Origin of the sequence: Brucella sp. JSBI001 (assembly GCF_026014005.1) — a bacterium.
Taxonomy (GTDB): domain Bacteria; phylum Pseudomonadota; class Alphaproteobacteria; order Rhizobiales; family Rhizobiaceae; genus Brucella; species Brucella anthropi.
In genome coordinates, this window is sequence record NZ_CP110339.1 from 2,528,323 (window position 1) to 2,550,463 (window position 22,141).

The window sequence follows — 22,141 nt, forward strand, 5'->3', positions numbered from 1 at the left end:
ACAAAAGTCCGGTTTGAGAATGGGGCGGCACGAGACCGCCCCTTTGAATTACGAATTCTTATGGCTCTGTTGACCTGCCTTTACATGCTGCTCATGGGTTCCCCCACGGGAAGACGTCTGCTGCTGTTGCTTGTCGCCGCCTCCGCTGCTCGCATGCTTGCCATCGTTCTTGTGGCTTTGCTGGCCGGCTTTCACGTGTTGTTCGTGTGTGCCACCTTGCGTGTGGTTCTGTGCCATTCTCTTTCCTTTCAGTGGTTTTAGACCATTGATTGTTGGGAGTGGAATTTGTCGCGCGTGACATAAGCCTAACAAGACAGAGCAAATGATGTTCCGGGAAAACGACTGTAATAAACTTCACGTTTCGGCGGCGCGCTCGAACTCCGCGACTTTGGCCAGTTCTTTGAGAAACATCGCCCGTTCGCGATCAAAACCGCTCTGGGCACGTAAGCGTAGCAGGTAGGATGGGTGGATCGTCACAAGGATAAGGTGGTTCTCGAACTCGAGAGGGATGCCGCGTATCGCTGCGATTTTCATCGGCTTTCCGAAAAGGGAACGGGCGGCAACTGCGCCCAGCGCAACGATGATGTGGGGTTCAACCAGTTCAATTTCCTGCTGGAGCCACCAGCGACAAGCTTCAATGTGGCTGGTTGACGGGCGCTGGTGAATGCGCCTTTTACCGCGCTGTGTATGTCGAAAGTGTTTTACCGCATTGGTAATATAGCATCGCTCGCGTTTGATACCGACTTCGTTTAGGCAGGCATCGAAGAGCCGACCTGCAGGGCCAATCAAGGGCCTTCCTCCAATATCCTCCTTGTCGCCAGGTTGTTCGGCAACAAAGAAAACTCGGGCGCCGGTGCGCCCTTCGCCAAAAACCGTCTGTGTTGCATTTTGATAGAGCTCACAACGCCGACAAGTCCGCGCTTCCGCGCAGACTTGTTCAAGATTCTGTTGGCGACGGGTGATTGCTGGTACTGTCATTGCCGACCTGTTGCCGAAGGCGGCGTCTGTGATTCCGTGGATGCAGGCGGCTTGCTATTGTCATCCATGAAACCGCGACCGGGGCGCATTTTCCCGTAAAATTCGACTGCGCCCCAGACAATCACGGCCAGTATCAGGCTGGAAATGAGTATCATTAGAATACGCCGTCCATTCAAACCTTGACGGGCCTTGCGCGGATCTACTTCTTTCATAGTCAATCCGCCTAGCCCCAGCGCTGACGTTCGCGTTCAATTTCGTCCGCAGTGTAGGGCGCGCCCGACGCATTGAAGCTCTCCCATCCTTCTTCGATATAAGCATCGCGTCTTTGGCCGATATTGACCCGCGCCCAATCATCAAGAATAGCTTCGACCTTCTCTCGCTCCGTCTCATCGCAACGAACGGCAACCAGAGTACTGCCACGGCGAATGGCTTCGCTATAGGCCTGCGCCTCTTCTTCGGGCACGCCGGTTTCCACGAGAGCGCCCACAATACCGCCTGCGACGCCGCCGGCAGTCGCTCCGCCGACCAGTCCGACCAGTGTGGCGGTGAGCCAACCGCCCGCCACGACCGGACCGACACCCGGTATGGATAGCAGGCCCAGCCCGGTCAACAGCCCGGCACCACCGCCTGCTACTGCACCAAGACCGGCGCCGGTTTCAGCACCTGTGACTGCGCTCTCTTCGTCCTTCAGGGCCTCGCCTGCATATCGACCATCTGTGTTATTCGAAATCAGGCTGATATTTTCAGCCGGAATCCCGGCTTCTTCGAGCGCTCTAACGGCATCGACGGCTTCGTCGTGATTGTCGAATAGACCCGTGATATAAGCCATTTTCATCTCCTTTATGGTGTTGCGACTACAACCGGTCACTGCGTGGTGATGTTTCCCTGAAAGTCGAGAAGAACTTTGACAGGCTGACCGTCACGCGCGGCTTCGGCGCGCCAGATGCCATCTTCGCCGAGTTGAAGATTCATAATGTTGCTGAACCCCTCTTCGGTCAGGCGTTCCTTTGCCTGATCCTCGGTAAAACTGTTCTGCCCAGGCACCGGTGCCTTCGGATTTTTCTCTCCGGGCGTGGTAACTGCGGGAGTCTGAAGTTCTTCAGTAGGTGTAGTTTGGGCAAACGCCGCTGGTGCGAGCAGCAAGAAGGCTGCGCCTGCGAGATTTCGAATAGACCGTTTCATCGTTGGCTCCCTTGTTTCTGAGGGACTGTCCCAACCAATGAACCCTTACATTGTTCCGTTAGCGTGCTCCGAGAACCATTTCTCTGATCCAACGGGTCAAAAGCTGATTGTAGACCTTTTGATGATGGTCTCCGGTAAGTGCGTGATCCGCGCCACCTATCATCCGAACGGTCAACGATTGAGAATTGATGAAGGCAGTTTGATAACTTGCGACCGTGGGATGTGGGACGATGATGTCGTGTTCGGACTCGACCAGCAGTACATCGCCAAGAAATTCTCGGGCCTGTCGAAGTGCGCGGTTATCATCAAACTTTACGAGTGTCGAACGATAGGATTGCAGGTCACTGCGGTCGAGCCGTGCTTTAGGGACTTGCCAAAGCTGGTCACGATAAAGTGCCGGGGCTCTTAATGCCAGCCAACGGACGGGCCGAAATTCGGTCAGCAATGTCGCGAGATACCCTCCATAGCTGCTTCCTATGACCACAATCGAACCGTCTTCGACCATTTTGAGGCTGGCCAGCCGGTCATATGCAGCAATAGCATCGTCAAGATTTTCACCGCGCGTTACGGTTTTGTTGCTGGACAGCAATTCCCCATGGCCGCGCATGTCGAAGGTAAGACAAACACAACCGAGCGAGGATATCGCATTTGCTCTTTCGATATCGCGTTCCTGGCTACCGGCCCAACCGTGCAGAAATAGAACGCCCGGAATGGTGGTATCCGGAGAGATGACAGTCGCGGCCAGTTCGTGCTGGTCGACGCTGACGGCGGTGGCGTTACGGATCATGATAGATTTTCTCTATTCGCGCATATTTGTGGAGAGGTCGTCCGAAATCGTCGTCGCCGACGTAAACGACGAAATCGTCCTCGTTGAATGTAGATGGCTGACCATAGCTCTCGCGCAATACTGCCTGTACGGCGGTAACAGTTTCGTCCTGCGCCAGTTTTTCCAATGCCAGAACTTCGGCAGGGGAGGCACCTCCCACACGCCATGATTGTTCCAATACGCCGCAGCGGACGCCATTTTCCGTTATCGGCCCGACAAGAACGTCGTAGTTCCTGCGCGACGCAACGAGACCGAGATGTTGCAGAGCTGCTTCATCGTAACGTCTGGCATTCTCTACGATCCTGCGTGCAACGGGCGATTGGACTTGGTGAAGCAGAGCGTCCCAGCCGCCGCGCACCACACGCAAACGGCTACCCGCATAAACTTTACTCCCGTCCTCGTCGTGCGAAGTATATTGACGGCCTAGATAGCTTCCGATGTGATCTTCGATCTGGACCTGTCCGACGGAATAGGTGGTAGAGTTTTCAACGTCCTCTTCGACGACGAGCCCGTTCGCAATTTCGCGATCAGACACGGTTTCCAGAAATCCGTCGAGGGCGCGAACGGTTTCGATGACGGTCTGGTCTTTTCCGCCGGACGCATAGGGATTTTTGAATCGAACCTTGTGCTTTTTTAGCAGGGCACCAGCGGCATCCAGTGCATGGCCATGTGAAAAGACCGAAAAGCCGGGTAGAACACAATCCTGTAAACAAGCTGCAAAGTTTCCTGCCCAACCTTCCGGCAAATTGTCATCGTCGTGCCAGTGTGGATGGGTAACGAGTTTCGTTGCCATAAAACCGTGGTGAACGATGCCGCCGTAGAAGTTCTCAATGCTCATTTCGGGGTGCCCGTCCTGGCGGACCAGAGCAAAAGTCGGTACGAAAAACGTTTCGTTGTTCTCGTCAAAGCTTTGCAGGGTGGGCCGCAATTGCCTGCCGGTCAGCGAACATAGGCGGGCAGCCAACGCTTCCACGCTGGCTACATTGTGAGGACTGTCGGAAGACTGGCAAACGACACGAATTTTTCCCGTAGGATCACCCCGGAATAGGGCACTTTCCATGTCATCACCTCGCTAGCGGTCTTGAAAAGTCTGCGCTCAGGCGGCTTCCGCACGGGGATTGGCAGAGGACTCCGCGAGTTTCGTCAGGTCCTTATCGGTCTGACCTTCTTCCTGCAGGGTCTGGTCGAGGAGTTTCGCCACATCCTTGTGGCCCAGGGTTTCGGCCCAACGCTTCAATGTGCCGTAACGCGTGATTTCGTAATGTTCGACCGCCTGGGCCGCAGATATCAAACCGGCATCAAGGGCGGGACTATTCGAAAACTCTTCGATGATCTCTTCCCCTTCAGCGATAATACCTTCAATGGCATCACAGGTCTTGCCTTGCGCACGCTTACCGAGAATCTCGAAGCATTGCTGCAAACGTTCGACATGTCCTTCGGTTTGTTCCCGGTGCTTTTCGAACGCGTTCTTGAGCTTTTCATCAGTGGCCGCCCGGGACATTTTGGGAAGCGTTTTCAAGATCTTACGCTCCGCATAATAAATGTCCTTGAGCGTGTCGTAGAATAGGTCATCGAGATTGCGTTGCTTGGTGCTGGCCATTTCCGGCTCCTCCTTGTGGTTATAAACTGTTCTTGTCGTGCGGTTGAAAATTGCGACGACGGCGCACCTAACCCGCTAGGAATAATTTTGTTTCGCGCGATCGAAAAAAACAGGCGAGCAGTCGCGATCAGGGTTGCGTCGGGGAGCTGGACGGTTGGGTGGGACTTTCTGGAGAGACGTCCCCCTTGTCCGATGTGATGAACAGGGTTCCCAGCCCGAACAATGCGGCGGCGAACATGATGACGGCAAGCCACTTCAGGATAATCATCGTTATTTCCTGTCCGTTTTGTCAGGACTTCGACTTATGCTCCGGCTTGCCCTTCTGTCTGGTGGAGGCCAATTTTTCGAGCTCTTTCTCACTCATGGACTTGGCCATTTCCCTGGATGCTCCACGGAGTTGACTTTTTGATTTGTCTCCACGTTTTGCAGCCAAGGCCGCGCCGGCAGCCTGTTGTTGTGCTTTGGATTTCGCAGGCATCTTACATCTCCTGTAAGGGGTCGGTCAGTCTCGATCGCTGCGTTCGCGTCTCATTACACGCGGACCGGGATTGGCAAGGTCATTCGGACGCGCGCCATTGGGGTCGTCAAAATCGAAGTTCTTTTGCGGATCGTTCGGTTGGGGCTGGTGTGGATTGCCGGGTGCGTTGGACTGCTCATGCGTCGGGCGTGCTTGATGGTCCCGTGTTTCGCGCTGGGACGGTTCGCCCGCGCCGACTCGATCTTTGTTGAAAAAGAGCAACCCGCAGTTTGAAGGGTCAGTATTGAACATTGTACTTTCTCCATTGCGAAGACCCGGGTGGTTAATAATGGTCCGGAACAAGCTGGCAGATACTTTGTTCCATAAGAGCAGGAAGCTTTGCGAAGCTGCGCGTAATCCTGGGTCACGGCTGCAGAGCAGTGAAAGGGGAACATGAACTGCCCTCGACGGTTATCGAAACTTGCAACAGAGGAGTTTTGATATGGTCCAGGCAAAGAAATGGTCAGCCGACGTGACCGAACACAGCGACGCGTTAGATATCGAACCGCATGTGTTCGAGCAGGATGATCCGAAGGAAATCGCAGCTTCCCTGAAACGCTCGGCTGACAAGAGCCACAAACGCAAGGCGGAACCGTTTCGCTCGGCCATGTCCATGCTGACCTTCTACATCAACCGCGCTGGCAAGAACTTGCCGGAAACGCGCAAACAAGTGCTGGAAACCGCCAAGGAAGAATTGCGCAAGGCTTACGGCAAACCAGATCGGAGTTAACCTGCTTTGGACAAGGGAGGGACCAGTGAAAATCTATATCGCTGAATGGTGGACGATCGCTTTATCTGCGGGTTCCGGGGCAGCGTCCGACCCGCCGGAAATTCCTGAAAATGAACCTGAAGGTATTCCGGTTGAGCCGCCGGAGACCATTCCGCAACCAGATAAGGGGCCGTTCAGTCCCGACGAACCTGAACAGATACCGCCCCTTCCTATACCTGAACATCCATCACCCGGGCCGGTCAATCCGGGCCAGCCGACAATGCTTTGCGCGCCACCCTCCTGTTATTCTGAACCGGGATAAGGAGCGGCCTTCAACAATCGTGCCAGATGTACGCAATTGGCAGCCAGTATTTTGGTAGCGGAAACGACTGTTTCGGGTACCTCTCCCAGATCGACGAAATTGGTTGATTGCATCGCCTCGCCCACCCAGTAGGTTACGCCGTTGGCAGGCAGGGTGAAGCCCACATCGTTCAACGCCTGATAGAGCTGGGATGACACGAAATGTGCCCCGTCCTCGTTCCCAACCACTGCCGCGACGGCGACATGCCCGTAAGACGGCATTCGGTTGGCATCATCGGTCTCTGAAAGAAATGCATCCATACGTTCCAGCACGCGCTTGCAGATGCTTGATGGTTGACCGAGCCAGATCGGCGTGCCGAAAATAAGAATATCCGCATCGAGGATTTTGGTTCTGAGTGCCGGCCACTCGTCGTCTTCGCTTTCGCGCGATGTAACGCCGGGTTCGATGTTGAATTCACTCAGCCGCACATGCTCCGTTTGCACGCCATAAGGAACAAGATGTGTATCGAGATAATGTAGCATCCTGTCGGTCGAAGATGGATTCTGGTCTGCACTTCGCTTCAAGGTGGCATTGAGCGCGATAGCTTTGAGGGGAGGAAGGGAAGACACTGTCATTTTCCACCTCCCTTTCTCCTGGTGGCTTGGGTTCACTCAACGCATCAGCAAGGTTTTTGCGGTCAGGATCGGCAAGATTGTGCCCCGCGGCATCGCGTTTCTTTGCGGGATCGTCGTCAGCGGGTTCGTAACCACGAGGCCGGTTTTCCGGCGGGCCTTCCCATTTCGGCTTCTGATCGGTGGTGCCGGTTTTCGGATCGTGTTTCATGGAAACCTCCGTTTATTGAGACGGCGGCCCAACCTTTCAAACCTCGGATTGTTTCATTGAGTGAAAAGGAGCACCGAATGATGGAGCGGGAAATGGCAAGGTTGAAGCAATGAAATTCTGCGGAACAATTGGTTTTCCTCATGGTTGGAGCTTAGAGGCCCATAATGATGAAAACAGTTCCACCGGATAAAAGCTCTGGCGCTCGCGCAAGAGGCGCGATTCAACGGGGTGAAACCGGCGACAAGGTTCCCGGCTTTGATCCTGCGGTAGCGCCAATGGAAACAGATGCAGAGGCTGGCGGTAGCTCTCAACCGGCTGAGGATCACGGGACACAGCCGTTAACGGCTCCGGTAAAACCCGGTGACAGCAGCGCTTCCAGTCATGCGTCCGGCCTGCGCGCATGGGCATCAAAAGAGAATGCGCGATCCGCAAGAAAAACTACGCAGATGCGTGAAGGTCCAGCCTACATGGTTTGGTGGTTCATCATTGCCGTGGTTGTAATCGGATATTTTATAGTCTCATGGATGTGGCCATGAACAAGCGATCAGAACGTGAACGAGAGGAGGGACGTAAGGCTTCGCCGCGAGCGCTCGGATATTTTCCGCCCTTTGCATTAGTCATAGTGGCAGTTCTGCTCCTTCTCCTTCTCGGGTGGAGCCTGACCGGTGGCGGCTCGGTGTCGCAAAAGCAAGGCATCCAGACACCTTCTCCCATAGGTTCCGCCGACCAGCCGAAGACCAAGCCGCCGGTAAAAAATGACCGACCACAGACCGGCACGGGCGGCGACCAGCCGGTGCAGCCGCCCGCTCACCAGAAATGAGGATCAATCATGAACGAGAAATCAACCACCCCACTGACGGATGATGAAGACATCAAGTTCCTGGCCGAGAACTCGGATATTTCTCCGCTGCAGGCTCGGCAGTTGATCGAGCGTTTTGGAAGAGATCGACAAAAATTGCTTGAAGAAGCAAAGAAATTTAAAGCGGAAGGGTAGAACCATGGCTCAGATCACACGTGACCACGATGAGATCCGCCAGTGGGCTGAAGACCGAAATGGGCGGCCCGCAATGGTGGAAACCGGTAGTGAAGGCGGTATATTGCGTATCGATTTCGCAGAAAAAGACCAGAATCTAGAGGAAATCAATTGGGATGATTTCTTCGCCATCTTTGACGATAGAAAGCTGGCTTTTCTCTACGAAGAAACGGAGGATAGCCGCTTTAACAAGTTTATAGATGTTGAGCAGAATTCCTGATTGCGACTAACCCGCAAACCCTAGTTCGGTTCGGAATTCAGGAAGGGGCCTTCGAACCGGGCAGAACGTTCACATTCGCTGCGACAGGCATATCAGGGTGACGCTCCATATATCTCTTGCGAGCAAGTCGCGACGCCAGTTCCGCGATGTAGGTCAAATCCCTCAGCCCGTTCTGGTAAAGCATAATGATTGCAGACGAAAGGTCAGTCGCAGCATATTCCCTGTCGCTTTCTTCAAGAATGATGCGGTGTTGGAAAAGCAGCTGCGCATGAAGTTCACTTCTTCTGGCTTATAAATGCGGCTCGCTTCGTTGAAGAGTGGCATCTCCTTCTCCTTTCGGAAGCATCAACGATACGCTTCCTGACTGTTTAAGATAGGCCCATTTGATCACTTCGTGTTTCGAGCGTGCCTAGGGATCAAGGCAAGCGTCCGCTGCCGTCTTCGGGGTGGCGTTCGAGATTCTGTCGGTTGAGACAGTCGAGAACCCGCTTTGCCTCGTCTTCATTCAATGCGATCTGTAGCTTGCCTTCGAAAGTGATCGGATTGCCCTTAAAGGCGTCGATCACCGACCAGGTCCCATCCCCATCTTTCTGAAGTTTGTATCCATTCTCTACCATGGTCTTCTCCTGTTCTTCGCGGCCTAAATCATGTCAGTCCATGTCAGTCCATGTCGGGCCAGGCCTTATTTCCCACAAGCGGTACGAACATCACGCCGCCAAGCTCCTCCTCGTCGAATTCCTCCGTAGATTTACGGGTGATGCACAAAAGGCGCTGGGTACCCGCCATACTGCCGACCGGTATGATGAGCCGCCCGCCTGGTTTGAGCTGCTCTTTGAGCGGGGAGGGGATCTCCGGAGCACCTGCTGCAACAATTATCGCGTCGAAAGGAGCTTCTTCTGGCCAACCATTGCTGCCGTCGCCCGTGCGCACATGGATATTATCGCAGCCGAGGTCTTCGAAGCGTTGTTGCGCGGCTTCGGCAAGGGTGGAATACCGTTCGACAGTAAATATCTGACCAGCAATCTGTGCCATGATCGCTGCGGCATAGCCGGAGCCTGTTCCAATTTCGAGAACGTGTTCACCCCCACCCAGATGCGCCGATGCAATCATAAAGGCAGTCATATATGGTTGTGAGATCGTTTGGCCATTTTTGATTGGTAGAGGTGTGTCTTCATAGGCAAACTCGATAAAGCCTTCATCGATGAATTTCTCACGAGCCAACGTGCCCATCGCTTCCAGCACGCGCGTGTCATGGATACCGCGATGGACAAGCTGCTCCACCATTTGGACACGAGCTTTCTCAAAATTTCTCATTGTCGCTCTCTCGGGTCGAAATGGACCCAATCCATTCTCTGTAGACATCAGCACCAAGGCCAGAGAAACAGGAAAAACGAAAGGCCCGTCCAAATGGTTCCAATGAACGGCCCATAGGCGAGCGTGGCATCAGTACTACGCTAATCAAATGTGATGCAGCATTTCATGAGAAAGGCCGTGTGCTGATTGCGAGCTTTGCTCCCGGATCATCATATCGGTATCAACTGCTGGATTTCACGATAGACGGGTAGTATCCCGACTGGCAATGAGATGGCTGGATCAACGCATCAGCCACGACCGCTTTCGAGCTCTTTTTAGTTAAAACCCGATAGTCTCGTACGAATGTGACGATTGAATACCGATCGTCAGAAGGAACGTCAGGGAAAATCAGCCGCGCTAAGAAGTCGGCGTTTGTCTGCGTTAGTACCAAAAAGCTATCATAATTTTCAAGTTGCTAGCGTGTTGCTAAGCTAAACTCATTCTGGGCGCAAACGTTCAGTTCGCACAAATTATCTTAACAATTTCAAGGAGATCGAATGGTGGGCGTGACAGGGATTGAACCTGTGACCCCTACGATGTCAACGCAATCGCGAAATCAAAGAACCGCGAATTTACGCGGTTATTGGTGGGTGTTCTAATATAAACGTTTGCAGAACACTACACGAACAAAAGCGGTTTTGCACCCAAGCTTCACCCAAAACTTAAGTGAAGCGCTACAAGAGGTTCAGGTTAATGACGATCCCTGTTACGTCCATGGGTTTCAATCAGAATCTTGAGCAGATGGTCAGCCAAAGCTTCCGGAGTAAATTCACGACTGGGTTCGGACTTGCTTATATAAGCGGAGGTATCTGGCCGAACCAATTCATAACTGAAATTTTGAGTTTGAAGCTTCTTGTGTTCAGGGCTCCCCCAGCAACCGGGTATAGCTCGCTGCCGGCGACACTGGATGAACGGATGTGAAAGAAAACCCTTCTTGCATTTTTTGTTAACCTGTATTGGCCAGTATGCCCCCGCCCGCAAGGGTCGGGGTGTGGCATTTGACTTACCGTCATGCCGGGCGGATCTGACGTCCAATCTAAGCCGCCGCTTTTCGGTGTGTTTGCCTGCACCGAAAGCCACCCCGGTCGGGGCGGATTTTCACAATCGCAAAATCGCGATTGACTCTTTTTCAGAATGAGAACATTTTAGGAACATCAGCGAGCGGCGCTGATAAAATCCAGACACGTTAGGTGGCGTGTGTGTCTGCTTCGATGGAGCAGAACAATGAATGCGGCTACGCAGGAAAATGAATACGAAGACGAAATTGAAATGGTTCTCGCTTACCACAAAGGCGATGTGCGGGCTGCAATAGAGGCGCTTCTCAAGGATCGGGATTTTCTCGTTAAAGAGATCGAATACGCCAGTCTGGCTATGTCGATGGGCTTCGCACGCGGCTGGAAGCCTACGGTGTTCGTGAAATGAGCGGCAGATCCCGTGGTGAGCCGCCAAAGACGCTCATCAATAAGCACTATCCGTTTCAGGTCGTGCTTTTCTTGACTGATGAGCTGCGCATAAGGCTTTTGGAAGTGATTGCGGACGAACATCGGCTCGGTGCTTATCGCCTGCATGACTGCGTATATCATGAAGGCCGTTACTTCTCGATTGTGAAATTCCCAACCAAGGAAGGCCAGCAAGAGTTCATCCAGCTATATAGCAGCGTTCCCTACGACCCGGCAGACAAGAAATCCAAGCCGTGGGAGACGTACTTTGATCGATGAAACCGCGTCCACCTTACCTGACCGAAATGCCGGTATCGACCCGGATCATGGACCTGTTCAAATGGTACGAGCTATACGGGTTCTGTTGCCAGTGCGGGCACATTGGATCAGTCGATAGAGAAATGATCCTTCGCAAATATGGAACGCATACCTATTTCGTTGACCTGCACCGACGCATGCGATGCCGGGCCTGCACGACAAAGGGCTATGCGCAGTTTGGAATTACGAAGATGCCGAGGGGATAATGGCCGGATAAACTAACGGCGATGCACATGCGGCCAAGGCTGGGAGGCTGTTAGATGCGCTCACTGGACGGCGGCAATAACCGCGCTATTCTCTTCACAACGAGGAGGCGTGCATGTGCAATTTATACAATATCACCACGACACATGAGGCCATGCGCCGCCTGTTCAAGAAATTCTCGGATCTGACAAACCGCGTTGATCCGCAGATGGATATTTTTCCCGACTATCCAGCCCCGGTTTTGCGAAACATCAAAGGTGATGAGCCAGAGCTGGCAATGCTCCGCTGGGGCATGCCGACGCCTCCGATGTATTTGAAAGGCGAAGCGGATAGCGGGGTAACGAATATCCGCAATCTCACCTCGCCTCACTGGCGGCGGCGGCAAGGCGTCGAAAGCCGTTGCGTTGTGCCGGCCACATCGTTCTCCGAATACGGGCAGGAACCGGACCCAAAGACCAAGCGCAAGCCGCTTCACTGGTTCGCTCTCGATGAAGAGAAGCCGCTTTTCGCATTCGCTGGCATCTGGACAAGTTGGAAGGGTGTGCGGAAGAAAAAGGAAGGGCCGGTTGAGGTCGATATCTTCGGGTTTCTGACAACGGAGCCAAATGCCGTGGTGAAGCCAATTCACCCAAAGGCAATGCCGGTCATTCTCCGCACCACGGAGGAAATCGACACTTGGCTACGCGCCCCATGGAATGAAGCCAAGGACATGCAGAAGCCCCTACCTGATGCTGATCTGATCGACCTCACACCAAGTAATGACAATAAGGAAGCGCAGGCAAGTTTGTTCTAGGGAGGATGGAATGAAAGGGCCGAAGAAAGACGGAGACCACGCAGACAGATTTATGGATTGTCAGGAAGCCTTGGCCGATGGGCTGTTCGGCCTGATAGACAATGCGCAAGAAGCCGGTTGGGATCGCATCGAGATAGCCCGAGCCATCGCCAGCATGGCTAAGGGCGCTCAAATGGGTGAGATGGGAACAGACCCGGAGGAATAGCGTGGCGCTCACAGCGGAACCATTCCCCCTCCCCAGAGTTTTAATGATGCAAGAACGATAACCTCGCGCTAGTTTACCTCTACTACCACCAAAAACCGTCACTGGCGCAGCCCTGCCTAGCTCGTCCCTCGGCAGGGCATTTTTCAGTTATTCGCTGGGTCGTACGAAGCTCAGCGGATAAAGCGCAAGGCAAGGGCACGCACCTCATTTGTCGAGCGCGGCCCCGACGCCTCCGGGAAGAGCGCGTCGGGGCTTTCAAAATCTGGAGGACAGGCGATGGCACAAAAAAGAAGCCCATGGTCCGATCCCGATCTGGTGAGAGAGAAATCAGCAACTGATCCGTCCCAGGTCGAGCCAAGCGATCGTCAGGAAAAACCTACACACGAACAATCAAACGCGCCGGGCAATCCAAATCTTCGGGCCCCAAAAGAGCCATATCCGGATAGATCAAAGGATTGATGGAATCAATAATTCACCTTTCGCTGAAACCTTTTGCTATCTAGCGAGTTGTCTCAGTTAGAAAAACTCGCTGCATTATAAAAATGCAGGACGGGTATTCTTTTATCGAAAGGAGATAATCAACATGAACTCCATTATCTATTTAGTAGGTCTAGTCGTTATCGTGTTGTTCATCCTCTCGTTTCTGGGGTTACGTTGATGGTAGAGCCAACTATTGTAGAAAACACGAGTGATCGCGGCTATGTAGACTGGGCGGCAATCTTTGCGGGCGCTACAGTGGCATCAGGTGTAATGGCCGTTCTTACAACATTCGCCGGTGGTATTGGCTTAAGCTCATTTTCCGTCGATGAAGGAGGAGATATAAGCACCGTATGGCTCGTTATTACGGCGCTCTTTATCGTCATATCGACGGTCGCGTCTTATATGCTCGGCGGATATATCACCGGAAGAATGCGCCGACCCGCTGGAACCGCAACTCGTGACGAATTGACCGTTCGGGACGGCCTGAATGGCTTGGTTGTTTGGGGCTTAGGCACTATTGTTTCCACACTACTACTCGTCAGCGCTATTTCAGGTGGCGCAAAAGCGGTGGGAAGCGCGGCTGAGACTGCAGTACAAACCGCTGGCACGGTTGTCGGTAGCGCCGCTCAGGGCGCCGGTCAGTTAGCTGGTGGCATCGTTTCAGGTACAGGGCAAGCTGTCTCCGGGCTTGCGCAGGGTGCAGGACAAGCCGCCGCTCCATCCGTTGAGCAGATGTTGCCTCAAGGACTAAAAACAAACCCATTAGACTATCTTACGGATAGCCTATTGCGCACAGACGGTCAGGGAAGCTCCGTAGCCGGTCAGGAAGCTCAGAACGTGGCGGATTTCCAACGTCAGATAAGTAGTATTCTGGGAAACCTGCTTAGTACCGGTGAAATCTCTGATGCGGACCGCGCCTGGCTCACAAATCAGGTCGCCACCCGGACAGGGCTTAGTCAAGATGACGCCCAGAATCGTGTGAACCAGACGGTTGAACGCGTTCAGGCGCTCCGTACGGAAGCCCAGGCGAAGGTGGACGAAGCAAAGAAGGCAGTCGCCGACGCTCAAGCACAAGCTGCAAAAACTGCTGAAGAAGTAAAGACTCAAGCGGCTGAAACTGCTGAAAAGGCTAGAATAACTGGTATTCTCACTGCATTCCTGCTTGCAGCGTCTGCTCTCGTGGCCGCTGTGGCAGCCTACATCGGAGCCATACACGGTGGTCGCCATCGTGACGAGGGCAGAATTTGGGGTGGCTTAGCTTATCGTAGATAACCAACCCACTTACACAACAGAGGCTCTGGAGCAAACCGGAGCCTCTTAATCGTTGCAGTCCCCTCTTTAGCGAGCAGCTGATTTTAAAAGGCCCCCTTCTGCTCCAACGCTTTCAGACTCTCCGTGAAGTATACGATCTTGTTCAAGTCATACAGGTGTTAATGAAAAGGCTGGATTTCCGAACGGTTATCAAAAATGCTGTAACCGTCTGTAGCCACCAGTAGTGGTCTGAAGAGACCTGTAGAAATCTGAATCGGGCTGGTCTGCCATGGAGGCGGCCCGAGCAATCAATGATGTATCGCGCGGGCTATTTGTCGGACATTCCGGAAAAGATCGGAGTGAATTGCGGGAACTTCGTAGACGCCAAATCGTTATACAACCTCTTGGAAAACTCCGCGTCAGTAAATGGTTGCAGCTGACGCAGCCCTGCTTGTAAATTTCAAGGCAGGGCTTTTTTTTGGGAACAATCACAATTTCTGCAAGTAGGGTGTGCGGCGTCTGTAGCGGCGTGGCTCGCTTCGGCAGGCGTCCCCTCGTCGGTCACATTCTGGCCGGCGAGGACTTTTCGAGTTGATTCGAATACGGTCATCCATCATAATTTCTGGATGCATTCATTGTTGTGAGGGGCGTTGCTTTAGCACTAGCTGAAGGGAGGCCACTATGCCGCTATTTAACGAAGCGAGCCGCATATATAACCCCATCGAAGTGAATTTCATGCGGAGCTGCTTTGGCAATGCAGCGATCATGCTCGAAGAGAGCGACCGCAACTATTCTCCAACAGAATTAGCATCGACCATCATCATGTTGTATGAGAGCGGGTTGAGAGACCAATTGTACATCTGTGAGCTATCCGCGCGTCTTGCTCACCAGAGATATCAGACAAGGCACGACATTCAGACAATTCCAGCGGCAAACAACAATGCCTCCGCCCAGGCTGCGCCATCTGTTCCCGCGAAATACGATCCGTTTGCTTGACGCGGAACAAAATCTCGCGAGCGCCGTTTCTCACGTGGCATTGACACTGCCGAGCGCCAGCACATTTCTTTCACCACTAGAAACGTCGCTGACGCAGCCCTGCTCAGCTCGTCCCTAGGCAGGGCATTCCTTTCTGGGAGGGAAATATGGCTTGGGGAAAACCAGTAGACGTTGAACTTTATGGAATTGGAAAGTACCGCGTTGTACCAGACACCCCGACAGCTGCGCGCTGTCTGTTGAACGACTGGCCACACAATGCCCACGGCAAGGAATACGAGGAAGCCTTGCAGGCATGCCTTGCCGATCTGGAAGGGCTACCGAACACGGCGCGTAAATCGTTTGTCAAAGCCGCCAAGGCCGCGGGAATGACAATTCGCCCTTGTCAGTGGCATTGAGATCATCCGAGGTTTTGTGAAACGCCTTTGGATGATGGCGCGAAGCTAGGTCAGGCACACTAAGCCGAGCGCGGCCCCGACGTTTGGAGAGGCGTCGGGGCTTTACTTTTCATATCCGCTGAATAAAATTTTGAACGCAGGCATACGACACCTTCCATTTAGCCCCGCGCAATCGAGTTGCGGGGCTTTTTTTTGCAATTTTCGCAGCTCGGTGACCACTGTAACAACCCTAAAAGCGGGTTTACTGGGTCCGGCACGATGTGTTTTTATGTGCTCAAAGGAGGGTAACATGACATCCACAACTCAGAGCAATTCGCTTCGAACAGCATCATCGACCGAGTTGGCTGGCATGTCGATTGCCTTACCAGCAGCCATACTCCTTACAATCGCCGTGCAACGAGCCCCATTCTTCTGAGCGCTCGCCGTTTAAGCCAATGCGTGAAGTCGGGGCTTTACAAATCCGATTCCCTCAATAAAATTTTGGGTGCCGATGAGACATGACTTCCAGCCCCGCACGTTCTTCGCTGCGGGGTTCTTTTCAGGTCAAACCTTTTTATCCTGCGCTAGAACGGCGAGTACTTGATCGAGGCGCTTGTTCGTCTCTTTCAGGCCTTCTCTGGTTTCATCCCGCATTTCCTTCATGCCGATGCGGGTTTAGGAGTGTCAGCCATGCAAGATGGTCGTTCCGTAATCACACGTGTCAATGAAATAGAAGATGCGCTCGCTACAGCACTCAGACGGGGAGACTTCGAAGTCATCGCGATTGACGGTGAGCGGTTCCTGCAACCGGTTATGCAGGAAAACGGAATCTACATTGGAGGGCGGAGTTACCCAATTTTGTCGCTGTACGATGTCGCTCGCGAAATGGAAAGGCTGCTTCATGGCTGATCGATCCCGAAAGATCAGGCCGGGCAGTCGGCTGCAAAACCGTGAAACGAAACACCCTGCACGTGTGATGACGATAGCCGAAGGCTGGGCCATGGTGCGCCCGACGAGCGCACAGCCCATCCTTGTCAACATGCGTGAGATACGTCTGAAATATGAGGTGACGAAATGGTAGCGAACAACGCTCTCACGCGCTTTGAGGAACTGCTAACCGAAGGTGAAATTTGCAAACGGTTTTCTGTGCTGCTCGGTCTGCGAGAACTTCGTCGAGCCCGTCAGAATGGCGAAATCGCCTACGTGTCTGGCAAGAAGGGGACCGTGCTTTATCATCCGTCCGCCGTTGCCGCCTATTTATCTCGTAAGGAAAAAGAATGTCAGAACGTCTCTGGGAGTATGGAGATTATTGGATCGGTACCGAGGGCAATTCCGACAACCTCTATGCCTACTGGTACAACAAGCGAAAGCGAAAAGTTGCTCGCCGATCACTTGGCACGAAAGTTCTCAGCGAAGCCCAAGACAAGCTCATCGAACTCGTCGGAACGCTCCAGGCAGATTCGGGACGTGCGCCCGAGCGCGTGATGATGCTGGCGGCGCTTGACCACTATTACGAGAATGACGTTAAGGCCAAGCCGTCCGGGGAACAAGCGTTTCGCGCTATTTCAATTATTCGGGAGTTTCTCTCAGAGAAAATGCTTCCGACCGCCAATGTCGCTTCTTTCGAGCCAATCCGCCAGCGAGAGTTCATGCAATGGAGCCAGGAGAAGTTCGGCCACAGCCCTGCTTACATCGCCCGCAATCTGTCTGTGGTTTCCGCTGCATTTCAGATTGGGAAAAAGCTGCTCGTTGTCCGTGATGGCCTTGGCAACGAACATGAGGTTCAATTGCTCGACAGCGCGCCTGAGGTGATCACCCAGGCAAAACAGGTTGCCGAGCTTCTTAACGTGCCGGAACCGAAGCCGCGAGACTGGCTGCCTACCTTTGATGAGTTTGGCCACTTTATCGATATGATCGGCAAACGGCAGGAGAACCTCTTCCGGTTTGTCATCCTCTCGCTCAACACGTGGGCCCGCCCTGATACCATCATCGACCTTCGAGACACCGAGGATCGGGTTAATCGGAGATTTGGCGTGCTCGATCTAAATCCGACAGGTCGTCGGCAGACCAATAAGTATAGACCGAAAATCCGGCTGACAGCGAACCTGCACGGATGGCTGGATAATTGGAAGGCAGAGGAAGAGGCGGAAGAAGCCAAAAGAACGGCCGATGCAATCGGCGCGCCGATGGTTTGGAATGGCCTCCCGGTCACTACCATGAAGCGGACATTCAAACGTCATGCTGAGGAGTGTGGGCTTCCACAATTCACCCAAGGCACGATTCGGCATTTCATGGCTACGATGGTCCGTCGCGAAAAGACGCGTGTCGACAAAGAGCAGCGCGACGTTTGGCTTGGACACGATGAAGCCCGAACGGCGGACGCTTATGAAGCGTTCGATCCTGAGTACCTTGCAGACGCGATGCACGCTACTGATGCTGTTATAGGGAAACTGCAAAAATGCACCCAACATGCACCCAAGCTGGCCAATTGAAGAAAACGAAAGTGGGGAAGCTTTTGCAACAAACCCTTGATACTCAGGGGTTCGAATGGTGGGCGTGACAGGGATTGAACCTGTGACCCCTACGATGTCAACGTAGTGCTCTCCCGCTGAGCTACACGCCCATTCGATGTGGCGCATACACCATATCGCGTTGCGCCCGTCAATGCCCTTTTATGAAGTTTTTTCGTCTTTTTGTTGATGACAAAACAAAGGGCCGCAAATCAGTGGGATCGCCTCAGGCGGCGATCAGCATTTTTTCTATTTCGTTCACCAGGTCACGCAGGTGGAACGGCTTGGAAAGCACCTTTGCGTCGCGCGGCGCGTCCGAATCGGGGTTGAGGGCGACAGCGGCGAAGCCCGTAATGAACATGATCTTCAGATCCGGGTCGATTTCTGTCGCGCGCCGCGCCAGTTCGATGCCGTCCATTTCCGGCATGACAATATCGGTCAGCAGAAGGGAGAAAGGCTCTTCCTGCAATCTTTCATAGGCACTCGCGCCGTTGTCGAAGTGCGTCACGTGATAGCCGGCTTTTTCCAACGCCTTGACGAGGAAGCGGCGCATATCATTGTCATCTTCAGCTAGAAGGATTCTCTTCATTGTTCCGTCCGAATTCTGTGTCGTGTTCATCGCCCAAAAGCTGACCCTTAACGACTCAATATCCACCGTAGAAAACGCTTCTTTGGTAAATATGGAATGAATGCTCGCGCGAATGTTAATTGTTATGGCGCGTATTTGGCAACAAGCTGTTCAGTGTGACAGGATTGTCGCATATGCACGCCATGCAAAGGCCGGAAGATTCGGCTGCCAGCCATTTGCACGCATGGGCCGTCTGACGTAATTTGTTATAATACTGACGTGGATCGTCGTCGAATGGCCTGAATGTTCCGGCCGAAAACGGGTGAAGAATGAGTTTGGAGCGCGATTTTAGTCTGATACCGCCCTTCGAGATATGCGCTCCGGCGGAACAGCGCATTCCGTTCGTCTTCAATTCACCGCATAGCGGACGCTATTACCCGCATTCTTTCGTCGAAGCGTCGCGTCTCGACGCCTTGAGCATACGTCATTCGGAAGACTGTTATGTCGATGAGCTTTTTGCTTCCGCCATGCGGCTCGGCGCGCCCTTGCTCAAGGCGCATTTTCCGCGTGCGTTTCTCGATGTGAATCGCGAAGCCTATGAACTCGATCCGCGCATGTTCGCCGAGCCATTGCCGCCTTTCGTCAATGGTCAGTCGGCGCGCGTTGCAGGCGGGCTTGGCACGGTGCCGCGTCTGGTCGGTGAGGGTCAGCTGATTTATCCGGGGCGCATTCCGCTCGCCGAAGCATTTTACCGTATCGAAGACCTCTACAAGCCTTACCACCAGACGCTTGATGCACTGCTTCAGTCCACCCGTCAGCGTTTCGGTTATGCGGTTCTGATTGACTGCCATTCGATGCCCGGCGGCGCACGGCCCGGCGAAGTCGGATCGCGTCCGGATTTCATCGTCGGTGATCGTTTCGGTCGCTCGTGCAGTGAAAGGCTGACGCAGGCTGCCATCGATCTGCTGCAGGATCTGGGCTACACTGTTGCGCACAACAAGCCTTATGCGGGCGGGTTCATCACGGAGCATTACGGGCGGCCTGCTATGGCGTGTCATGCCCTGCAGATTGAAATCAATCGCAGTCTTTATGTGAACGAGCAGAACCTGCATAAGCTTGCCGGTTTCGAAACGCTCTGTGCCGATCTGCATGGGTTTCTGAGCGACCTGACATCCCTGCCGGACGATCTCTTTATCGCGCCGCCTCTGGCCGCAGAATAATCCGTTCCGACGAGCGCCTCTCGCAGATAAAAAGAACCGCGCCCGAACGATACGAGCGCGGTCAAAGACTAGGGAGGAAATGCCCCGAAAGGCATCGACAGGAAAACCTGTCTGGGATTTAAGTTACGTCCGAATGGCGGTAACGTCAAGAAAATGCGCATATTTTTTGGGCTAATTTCATTATGCTCATTATGTAGGCAAAATTAGCATGGTTTGCATAAGTATGCGCCATGTGTTGGAAACAGGAGTTCGGGGTTGCTGATCGATAAGGCATTTTTTTCCGAAGTGGCTGCAGCGGCAGCTGCTCAGACGCTTCCGCGTTTTCGTCAGCTGACGGAAATCGACAACAAATATAGCGTTGGTTTCGATCCGGTGACTGAAGCGGACCGGGCGGCGGAGCGTGCGATTCGTGCTGTTATTGGCAGTGTTTTTCCCGACCATGGTATTCTTGGGGAAGAATACGGGCCGGAGAATATTGACCGCAGCCATGTCTGGGTCATCGATCCCATTGATGGGACCCGTGCTTTCATTTCCGGCCTGCCGGTCTGGGGCACGCTTTTGGGACTGACTGTCGATGGCGATGCCACGGCGGGAATGATGTCGCAGCCCTTCACCGGCGAGTTGTTCTACAGCGATGGTAATGGTGCTTATCTCGCGCGTAATGGCGGCGAAGACGCGCCTCGCCGTCTGTCGGTGCGCAAGAATGCAACCTTGGCCGATGCCACGATGTTTACGACGACGCCTGCTCTTTTCAAGGGTGAAAGCCGCAAGGGATTTGATCGGCTGGAAAGCGCTGTTCGGTTGTCCCGCTATGGGGTCGATTGCTATGCCTTCGCCATGCTGGCAAGCGGCTTTGCCGATATCGTGGTTGAAGCGGGTCTCCAGCCCTATGACATTGTCGCTCTCATTCCGCTGATTGAGCAGGCTGGCGGTGTGGTGACGCAACGCGATGGCAGCCCGGCGGAAAAGGGCGGTGATGTCGTGGCAGCTGCTTCTCCGGAACTGCACAGGGCAGCGCTTGATCTGCTGAATAGCTGATAAGAGCATTTCCAGCAAAAGTGCGAAGCGGTTTTGCGTCGGATAATGCTTAAAAAATTTAGAGCGATTTCAATGCTTCTACCGCAGGCGAAATCGCTCTAAATACCGGAGGCTAGGGGCTCAATGGTCTCCGGCATGGTTTCGACCTCTGACGAGCCCGGAATGAAGGCATCGAAGGCGGCCCAGAGCTGCTCACGATAAAAATCGGCTTCCTGAAGCATCTCATGACGTGCGCCGGTAATTGTCGTCAGTGAGACATTGCGCGTGCGGGCGACAAAACGTTCGATCACCGACGTGGAAACCACGCGGTCTGCGCCAGCGGCAACGATGAGGACCGGTACTGTGGGTCCATTATAGAAATCCGGCTGATTGATGCACCGAGACGTTTCGAGAGCGCTCCAGAGCCACCGGGCGGTCGGACCGCCAAGCGCAAGATCCGGGTGAAGGCGTGGAATTTCCATATTACGCATGAAGCGTGCCGGGTCGCTGGTCAGCGGATTGCCTGCAAAGGGACGCGAAGCCAGTCTGCGTCCGCCGGATGCGTAAACTTGGCCGAGGCCGAGCCATCGAAAGGCGGAGGCGATACGGCGTACATTGTCATCGCTGAGCCTTTGCCCATCAAGCCCCATGAAGGGCGCACACAGCACCATGCGACTGATGCGCGATGTCAGTCTAGCCATCGAAGAAAGCGCCACAAGCGCACCGGCGGAATGGCCGAGAATGTAGAAGGGTGGGGGACAGTCAGGCAAGGCGATCTGGTCAAGGATAAGGTCGAGATCGTCGGAATAGTCTTCGAAACTGCGGACATAGCCGCGCTGGCGGTCCTTCAGCAACCGGTGCGAGCCGCCTTGTCCGCGCCAGTCGAAAGTTACGACCGTGAAGCCGCGCGCGGTCAGATCGGTCATGGTTTCGAAGTATTTTTCGATGAATTCGTTACGTCCCTGAAGCAGGACCACTGTTCCCCGTATCGGTTTCGCGTCGGCTTTCAGAATGGCATAGCGCAGGGTCTTGCCGCCCTTCGCTTCAAGCATTCCGGCTTTAATCCCGTGCGGAATCGGATTCGCATCGGTTTCGAAAAGTAGTTCCGACATCCGATTGCGAACCTTTCTGCTTCAGATTGGGATATGGGACTCCAGCATAATGGGGCAATTGATGATAAAAAGTAACCGGAAGTTCGAGAACG

At 53.7% G+C, this 22,141-nt stretch carries 33 protein-coding genes and 1 tRNA gene; 18 read left to right on the forward strand and 16 right to left on the reverse strand.

The window, feature by feature from the left end:
* The first annotated feature begins 60 nt into the window (after nt 1-60).
* A complete protein-coding gene (locus LJ361_RS11885) occupies nt 61-261 on the forward strand; it encodes a hypothetical protein (protein ID WP_036588048.1) in 201 nt (66 codons plus the stop codon).
* A 93-nt stretch (nt 262-354) separates the two neighbouring features.
* Here LJ361_RS11885 and LJ361_RS11890 read toward each other — a convergent pair whose 3' ends face one another.
* The 10 genes from LJ361_RS11890 to LJ361_RS11935 all read right to left on the reverse strand — a co-directional run bounded on the left by LJ361_RS11890 (nt 355) and on the right by LJ361_RS11935 (nt 5,355).
* Complete coding sequence (locus LJ361_RS11890) at nt 355-978, reverse strand: UdgX family uracil-DNA binding protein (protein ID WP_012093587.1); 624 nt, start codon at nt 976-978, stop codon at nt 355-357.
* Complete coding sequence (locus LJ361_RS11895; RefSeq protein WP_071630653.1) at nt 975-1,190, reverse strand: hypothetical protein; 216 nt, start codon at nt 1,188-1,190, stop codon at nt 975-977. Before LJ361_RS11895 ends, LJ361_RS11890 begins: the two co-directional genes overlap by 4 nt.
* 11 nt (nt 1,191-1,201) lie before the next feature.
* The gene (locus tag LJ361_RS11900; protein ID WP_012093586.1) at nt 1,202-1,807 is read right to left on the reverse strand and encodes a hypothetical protein; all 606 of its coding nucleotides are present in this window, start codon (nt 1,805-1,807) and stop codon (nt 1,202-1,204) included.
* Nucleotides 1,808-1,842: 35 nt separating this feature from the next.
* Nucleotides 1,843-2,160 carry a PepSY domain-containing protein gene (locus LJ361_RS11905; protein WP_264811587.1) on the reverse strand — a complete coding sequence of 106 codons (318 nt, stop codon included), beginning with the start codon at nt 2,158-2,160 and terminating at the stop codon, nt 1,843-1,845.
* A 58-nt stretch (nt 2,161-2,218) separates the two neighbouring features.
* Nucleotides 2,219-2,947 carry an alpha/beta hydrolase family protein gene (locus LJ361_RS11910; RefSeq protein ID WP_036588041.1) on the reverse strand — a complete coding sequence of 243 codons (729 nt, stop codon included), beginning with the start codon at nt 2,945-2,947 and terminating at the stop codon, nt 2,219-2,221.
* Nucleotides 2,937-4,046, reverse strand: coding sequence for a DUF3182 family protein (locus LJ361_RS11915; protein ID WP_080692087.1), 1,110 nt, complete (start codon nt 4,044-4,046; stop codon nt 2,937-2,939). The genes LJ361_RS11910 and LJ361_RS11915 overlap by 11 nt, the downstream gene beginning before the upstream one ends.
* Nucleotides 4,047-4,082: 36 nt before the next feature.
* Nucleotides 4,083-4,586, reverse strand: coding sequence for a ferritin-like domain-containing protein (locus tag LJ361_RS11920; RefSeq protein WP_012093582.1), 504 nt, complete (start codon nt 4,584-4,586; stop codon nt 4,083-4,085).
* A gap of 127 nt (nt 4,587-4,713) precedes the next feature.
* Nucleotides 4,714-4,854: a hypothetical protein gene (locus tag LJ361_RS11925; protein WP_155269255.1), complete on the reverse strand. Its 141-nt coding sequence runs from the start codon at nt 4,852-4,854 to the stop codon at nt 4,714-4,716.
* A 21-nt stretch (nt 4,855-4,875) separates the two neighbouring features.
* A complete protein-coding gene (locus LJ361_RS11930; RefSeq protein ID WP_043061992.1) occupies nt 4,876-5,064 on the reverse strand; it encodes a DUF3008 family protein in 189 nt (62 codons plus the stop codon).
* Between the two features lie 24 nt (nt 5,065-5,088).
* Nucleotides 5,089-5,355, reverse strand: a complete 267-nt coding sequence (locus LJ361_RS11935; protein WP_036588037.1) for a hypothetical protein — start codon at nt 5,353-5,355, stop codon at nt 5,089-5,091.
* A 190-nt stretch (nt 5,356-5,545) separates the two neighbouring features.
* Between LJ361_RS11935 and LJ361_RS11940 the strand changes: the two genes are divergently transcribed.
* A complete protein-coding gene (locus LJ361_RS11940; protein ID WP_264811588.1) occupies nt 5,546-5,833 on the forward strand; it encodes a DUF3175 domain-containing protein in 288 nt (95 codons plus the stop codon).
* Nucleotides 5,834-5,858: 25 nt separating this feature from the next.
* Nucleotides 5,859-6,134, forward strand: a complete 276-nt coding sequence (locus LJ361_RS11945) for a hypothetical protein (protein WP_012093579.1) — start codon at nt 5,859-5,861, stop codon at nt 6,132-6,134.
* On the opposite strand, the gene LJ361_RS11950 is transcribed toward LJ361_RS11945, so the two are convergent.
* Nucleotides 6,116-6,748, reverse strand: a complete 633-nt coding sequence (locus LJ361_RS11950) for a flavodoxin family protein (RefSeq protein ID WP_012093578.1) — start codon at nt 6,746-6,748, stop codon at nt 6,116-6,118. The genes LJ361_RS11945 and LJ361_RS11950 overlap by 19 nt on opposite strands.
* A 740-nt stretch (nt 6,749-7,488) precedes the next feature.
* Here LJ361_RS11950 and LJ361_RS11960 point away from each other — a divergent pair.
* The 3 genes from LJ361_RS11960 to LJ361_RS11970 are packed head-to-tail and all read left to right on the forward strand — an operon-like array spanning nt 7,489 to nt 8,209.
* Entirely contained in the window at nt 7,489-7,776 is a 288-nt protein-coding gene (locus tag LJ361_RS11960) for a hypothetical protein (protein ID WP_264811590.1), read from the forward strand.
* A gap of 9 nt (nt 7,777-7,785) precedes the next feature.
* Nucleotides 7,786-7,950: a hypothetical protein gene (locus LJ361_RS11965; RefSeq protein WP_086000501.1), complete on the forward strand. Its 165-nt coding sequence runs from the start codon at nt 7,786-7,788 to the stop codon at nt 7,948-7,950.
* A 4-nt stretch (nt 7,951-7,954) separates the two neighbouring features.
* Nucleotides 7,955-8,209, forward strand: coding sequence for a hypothetical protein (locus tag LJ361_RS11970; protein ID WP_264811592.1), 255 nt, complete (start codon nt 7,955-7,957; stop codon nt 8,207-8,209).
* Nucleotides 8,210-8,625: 416 nt separating this feature from the next.
* Here LJ361_RS11970 and LJ361_RS11975 read toward each other — a convergent pair whose 3' ends face one another.
* Nucleotides 8,626-8,826 carry a hypothetical protein gene (locus LJ361_RS11975; protein WP_176038472.1) on the reverse strand — a complete coding sequence of 67 codons (201 nt, stop codon included), beginning with the start codon at nt 8,824-8,826 and terminating at the stop codon, nt 8,626-8,628.
* Between the two features lie 43 nt (nt 8,827-8,869).
* A complete protein-coding gene (locus LJ361_RS11980; RefSeq protein ID WP_264811593.1) occupies nt 8,870-9,523 on the reverse strand; it encodes a protein-L-isoaspartate(D-aspartate) O-methyltransferase in 654 nt (217 codons plus the stop codon).
* Nucleotides 9,524-10,786: 1,263 nt separating this feature from the next.
* Between LJ361_RS11980 and LJ361_RS11985 the strand changes: the two genes are divergently transcribed.
* The 10 genes from LJ361_RS11985 (at nt 10,787) to LJ361_RS12030 (ending at nt 18,114) form a co-directional block, all read left to right on the forward strand.
* Entirely contained in the window at nt 10,787-10,984 is a 198-nt protein-coding gene (locus LJ361_RS11985) for a CUE domain-containing protein (protein ID WP_264811594.1), read from the forward strand.
* A complete protein-coding gene (locus LJ361_RS11990) occupies nt 10,981-11,280 on the forward strand; it encodes a hypothetical protein (protein ID WP_264811596.1) in 300 nt (99 codons plus the stop codon). Before LJ361_RS11985 ends, LJ361_RS11990 begins: the two co-directional genes overlap by 4 nt.
* 358 nt (nt 11,281-11,638) lie before the next feature.
* A complete protein-coding gene (locus LJ361_RS11995) occupies nt 11,639-12,316 on the forward strand; it encodes an SOS response-associated peptidase (RefSeq protein ID WP_264811597.1) in 678 nt (225 codons plus the stop codon).
* 10 nt (nt 12,317-12,326) lie between these two features.
* Entirely contained in the window at nt 12,327-12,521 is a 195-nt protein-coding gene (locus LJ361_RS12000; protein ID WP_264811598.1) for a hypothetical protein, read from the forward strand.
* A 657-nt stretch (nt 12,522-13,178) separates the two neighbouring features.
* On the forward strand, nt 13,179-14,273 hold the full coding sequence (locus LJ361_RS12005) for a hypothetical protein (protein WP_264813596.1): 1,095 nt from the start codon (nt 13,179-13,181) through the stop codon (nt 14,271-14,273).
* A gap of 660 nt (nt 14,274-14,933) precedes the next feature.
* Nucleotides 14,934-15,248: a hypothetical protein gene (locus LJ361_RS12010; RefSeq protein WP_264811599.1), complete on the forward strand. Its 315-nt coding sequence runs from the start codon at nt 14,934-14,936 to the stop codon at nt 15,246-15,248.
* A gap of 146 nt (nt 15,249-15,394) precedes the next feature.
* Nucleotides 15,395-15,643, forward strand: a complete 249-nt coding sequence (locus LJ361_RS12015) for a DUF982 domain-containing protein (protein ID WP_076771358.1) — start codon at nt 15,395-15,397, stop codon at nt 15,641-15,643.
* A gap of 579 nt (nt 15,644-16,222) precedes the next feature.
* Nucleotides 16,223-16,531, forward strand: a complete 309-nt coding sequence (locus LJ361_RS12020) for a hypothetical protein (protein WP_264811601.1) — start codon at nt 16,223-16,225, stop codon at nt 16,529-16,531.
* Complete coding sequence (locus LJ361_RS12025) at nt 16,524-16,703, forward strand: hypothetical protein (protein ID WP_264811602.1); 180 nt, start codon at nt 16,524-16,526, stop codon at nt 16,701-16,703. Before LJ361_RS12020 ends, LJ361_RS12025 begins: the two co-directional genes overlap by 8 nt.
* A gap of 196 nt (nt 16,704-16,899) precedes the next feature.
* A complete protein-coding gene (locus tag LJ361_RS12030) occupies nt 16,900-18,114 on the forward strand; it encodes a hypothetical protein (RefSeq protein WP_264811603.1) in 1,215 nt (404 codons plus the stop codon).
* Nucleotides 18,115-18,170: 56 nt separating this feature from the next.
* Here LJ361_RS12030 and LJ361_RS12035 read toward each other — a convergent pair.
* A tRNA-Val gene (locus tag LJ361_RS12035) sits at nt 18,171-18,245 on the reverse strand.
* A gap of 113 nt (nt 18,246-18,358) precedes the next feature.
* Complete coding sequence (gene cpdR / locus LJ361_RS12040; RefSeq protein ID WP_002966536.1) at nt 18,359-18,721, reverse strand: cell cycle two-component system response regulator CpdR; 363 nt, start codon at nt 18,719-18,721, stop codon at nt 18,359-18,361.
* Between the two features lie 308 nt (nt 18,722-19,029).
* On the opposite strand from cpdR, the gene LJ361_RS12045 reads away from it, so the two are divergent.
* Complete coding sequence (locus tag LJ361_RS12045) at nt 19,030-19,920, forward strand: N-formylglutamate amidohydrolase (protein ID WP_264811605.1); 891 nt, start codon at nt 19,030-19,032, stop codon at nt 19,918-19,920.
* Between the two features lie 255 nt (nt 19,921-20,175).
* Nucleotides 20,176-20,958, forward strand: a complete 783-nt coding sequence (gene hisN, locus LJ361_RS12050) for a histidinol-phosphatase (RefSeq protein WP_012093570.1) — start codon at nt 20,176-20,178, stop codon at nt 20,956-20,958.
* Between the two features lie 98 nt (nt 20,959-21,056).
* Here the strand turns inward: hisN and LJ361_RS12055 are convergent, their stop codons facing one another.
* Nucleotides 21,057-22,049 (reverse strand): alpha/beta fold hydrolase, encoded by a 993-nt coding sequence (locus tag LJ361_RS12055; RefSeq protein ID WP_264811606.1) that lies wholly within the window; start codon nt 22,047-22,049, stop codon nt 21,057-21,059.
* Between the last annotated feature and the right edge of the window lie 92 nt (nt 22,050-22,141).

Bases quoted from the DNA above. Each gene is read 5' to 3' on its own strand.
- LJ361_RS11885 (WP_036588048.1), top strand. From the start codon at position 61: ATGGCTCTGTTGACCTGCCTTTACATGCTGCTCATGGGTTCCCCCACG.
- LJ361_RS11890 (WP_012093587.1), bottom strand. From the start codon at position 978: ATGACAGTACCAGCAATCACCCGTCGCCAACAGAATCTTGAACAAGTC.
- LJ361_RS11895 (WP_071630653.1), bottom strand. From the start codon at position 1,190: ATGAAAGAAGTAGATCCGCGCAAGGCCCGTCAAGGTTTGAATGGACGG.
- LJ361_RS11900 (WP_012093586.1), bottom strand. From the start codon at position 1,807: ATGGCTTATATCACGGGTCTATTCGACAATCACGACGAAGCCGTCGAT.
- LJ361_RS11905 (WP_264811587.1), bottom strand. From the start codon at position 2,160: ATGAAACGGTCTATTCGAAATCTCGCAGGCGCAGCCTTCTTGCTGCTC.
- LJ361_RS11910 (WP_036588041.1), bottom strand. From the start codon at position 2,947: ATGATCCGTAACGCCACCGCCGTCAGCGTCGACCAGCACGAACTGGCC.
- LJ361_RS11915 (WP_080692087.1), bottom strand. From the start codon at position 4,046: ATGGAAAGTGCCCTATTCCGGGGTGATCCTACGGGAAAAATTCGTGTC.
- LJ361_RS11920 (WP_012093582.1), bottom strand. From the start codon at position 4,586: ATGGCCAGCACCAAGCAACGCAATCTCGATGACCTATTCTACGACACG.
- LJ361_RS11925 (WP_155269255.1), bottom strand. From the start codon at position 4,854: ATGATTATCCTGAAGTGGCTTGCCGTCATCATGTTCGCCGCCGCATTG.
- LJ361_RS11930 (WP_043061992.1), bottom strand. From the start codon at position 5,064: ATGCCTGCGAAATCCAAAGCACAACAACAGGCTGCCGGCGCGGCCTTG.
- LJ361_RS11935 (WP_036588037.1), bottom strand. From the start codon at position 5,355: ATGTTCAATACTGACCCTTCAAACTGCGGGTTGCTCTTTTTCAACAAA.
- LJ361_RS11940 (WP_264811588.1), top strand. From the start codon at position 5,546: ATGGTCCAGGCAAAGAAATGGTCAGCCGACGTGACCGAACACAGCGAC.
- LJ361_RS11950 (WP_012093578.1), bottom strand. From the start codon at position 6,748: ATGACAGTGTCTTCCCTTCCTCCCCTCAAAGCTATCGCGCTCAATGCC.
- LJ361_RS11960 (WP_264811590.1), top strand. From the start codon at position 7,489: ATGAACAAGCGATCAGAACGTGAACGAGAGGAGGGACGTAAGGCTTCG.
- LJ361_RS11965 (WP_086000501.1), top strand. From the start codon at position 7,786: ATGAACGAGAAATCAACCACCCCACTGACGGATGATGAAGACATCAAG.
- LJ361_RS11970 (WP_264811592.1), top strand. From the start codon at position 7,955: ATGGCTCAGATCACACGTGACCACGATGAGATCCGCCAGTGGGCTGAA.
- LJ361_RS11975 (WP_176038472.1), bottom strand. From the start codon at position 8,826: ATGGTAGAGAATGGATACAAACTTCAGAAAGATGGGGATGGGACCTGG.
- LJ361_RS11980 (WP_264811593.1), bottom strand. From the start codon at position 9,523: ATGAGAAATTTTGAGAAAGCTCGTGTCCAAATGGTGGAGCAGCTTGTC.
- LJ361_RS11985 (WP_264811594.1), top strand. From the start codon at position 10,787: ATGAATGCGGCTACGCAGGAAAATGAATACGAAGACGAAATTGAAATG.
- LJ361_RS11990 (WP_264811596.1), top strand. From the start codon at position 10,981: ATGAGCGGCAGATCCCGTGGTGAGCCGCCAAAGACGCTCATCAATAAG.
- LJ361_RS11995 (WP_264811597.1), top strand. From the start codon at position 11,639: ATGTGCAATTTATACAATATCACCACGACACATGAGGCCATGCGCCGC.
- LJ361_RS12000 (WP_264811598.1), top strand. From the start codon at position 12,327: ATGAAAGGGCCGAAGAAAGACGGAGACCACGCAGACAGATTTATGGAT.
- LJ361_RS12005 (WP_264813596.1), top strand. From the start codon at position 13,179: ATGGTAGAGCCAACTATTGTAGAAAACACGAGTGATCGCGGCTATGTA.
- LJ361_RS12010 (WP_264811599.1), top strand. From the start codon at position 14,934: ATGCCGCTATTTAACGAAGCGAGCCGCATATATAACCCCATCGAAGTG.
- LJ361_RS12015 (WP_076771358.1), top strand. From the start codon at position 15,395: ATGGCTTGGGGAAAACCAGTAGACGTTGAACTTTATGGAATTGGAAAG.
- LJ361_RS12025 (WP_264811602.1), top strand. From the start codon at position 16,524: ATGGCTGATCGATCCCGAAAGATCAGGCCGGGCAGTCGGCTGCAAAAC.
- LJ361_RS12030 (WP_264811603.1), top strand. From the start codon at position 16,900: ATGTCAGAACGTCTCTGGGAGTATGGAGATTATTGGATCGGTACCGAG.
- cpdR (WP_002966536.1), bottom strand. From the start codon at position 18,721: ATGAAGAGAATCCTTCTAGCTGAAGATGACAATGATATGCGCCGCTTC.
- LJ361_RS12045 (WP_264811605.1), top strand. From the start codon at position 19,030: ATGAGTTTGGAGCGCGATTTTAGTCTGATACCGCCCTTCGAGATATGC.
- LJ361_RS12055 (WP_264811606.1), bottom strand. From the start codon at position 22,049: ATGTCGGAACTACTTTTCGAAACCGATGCGAATCCGATTCCGCACGGG.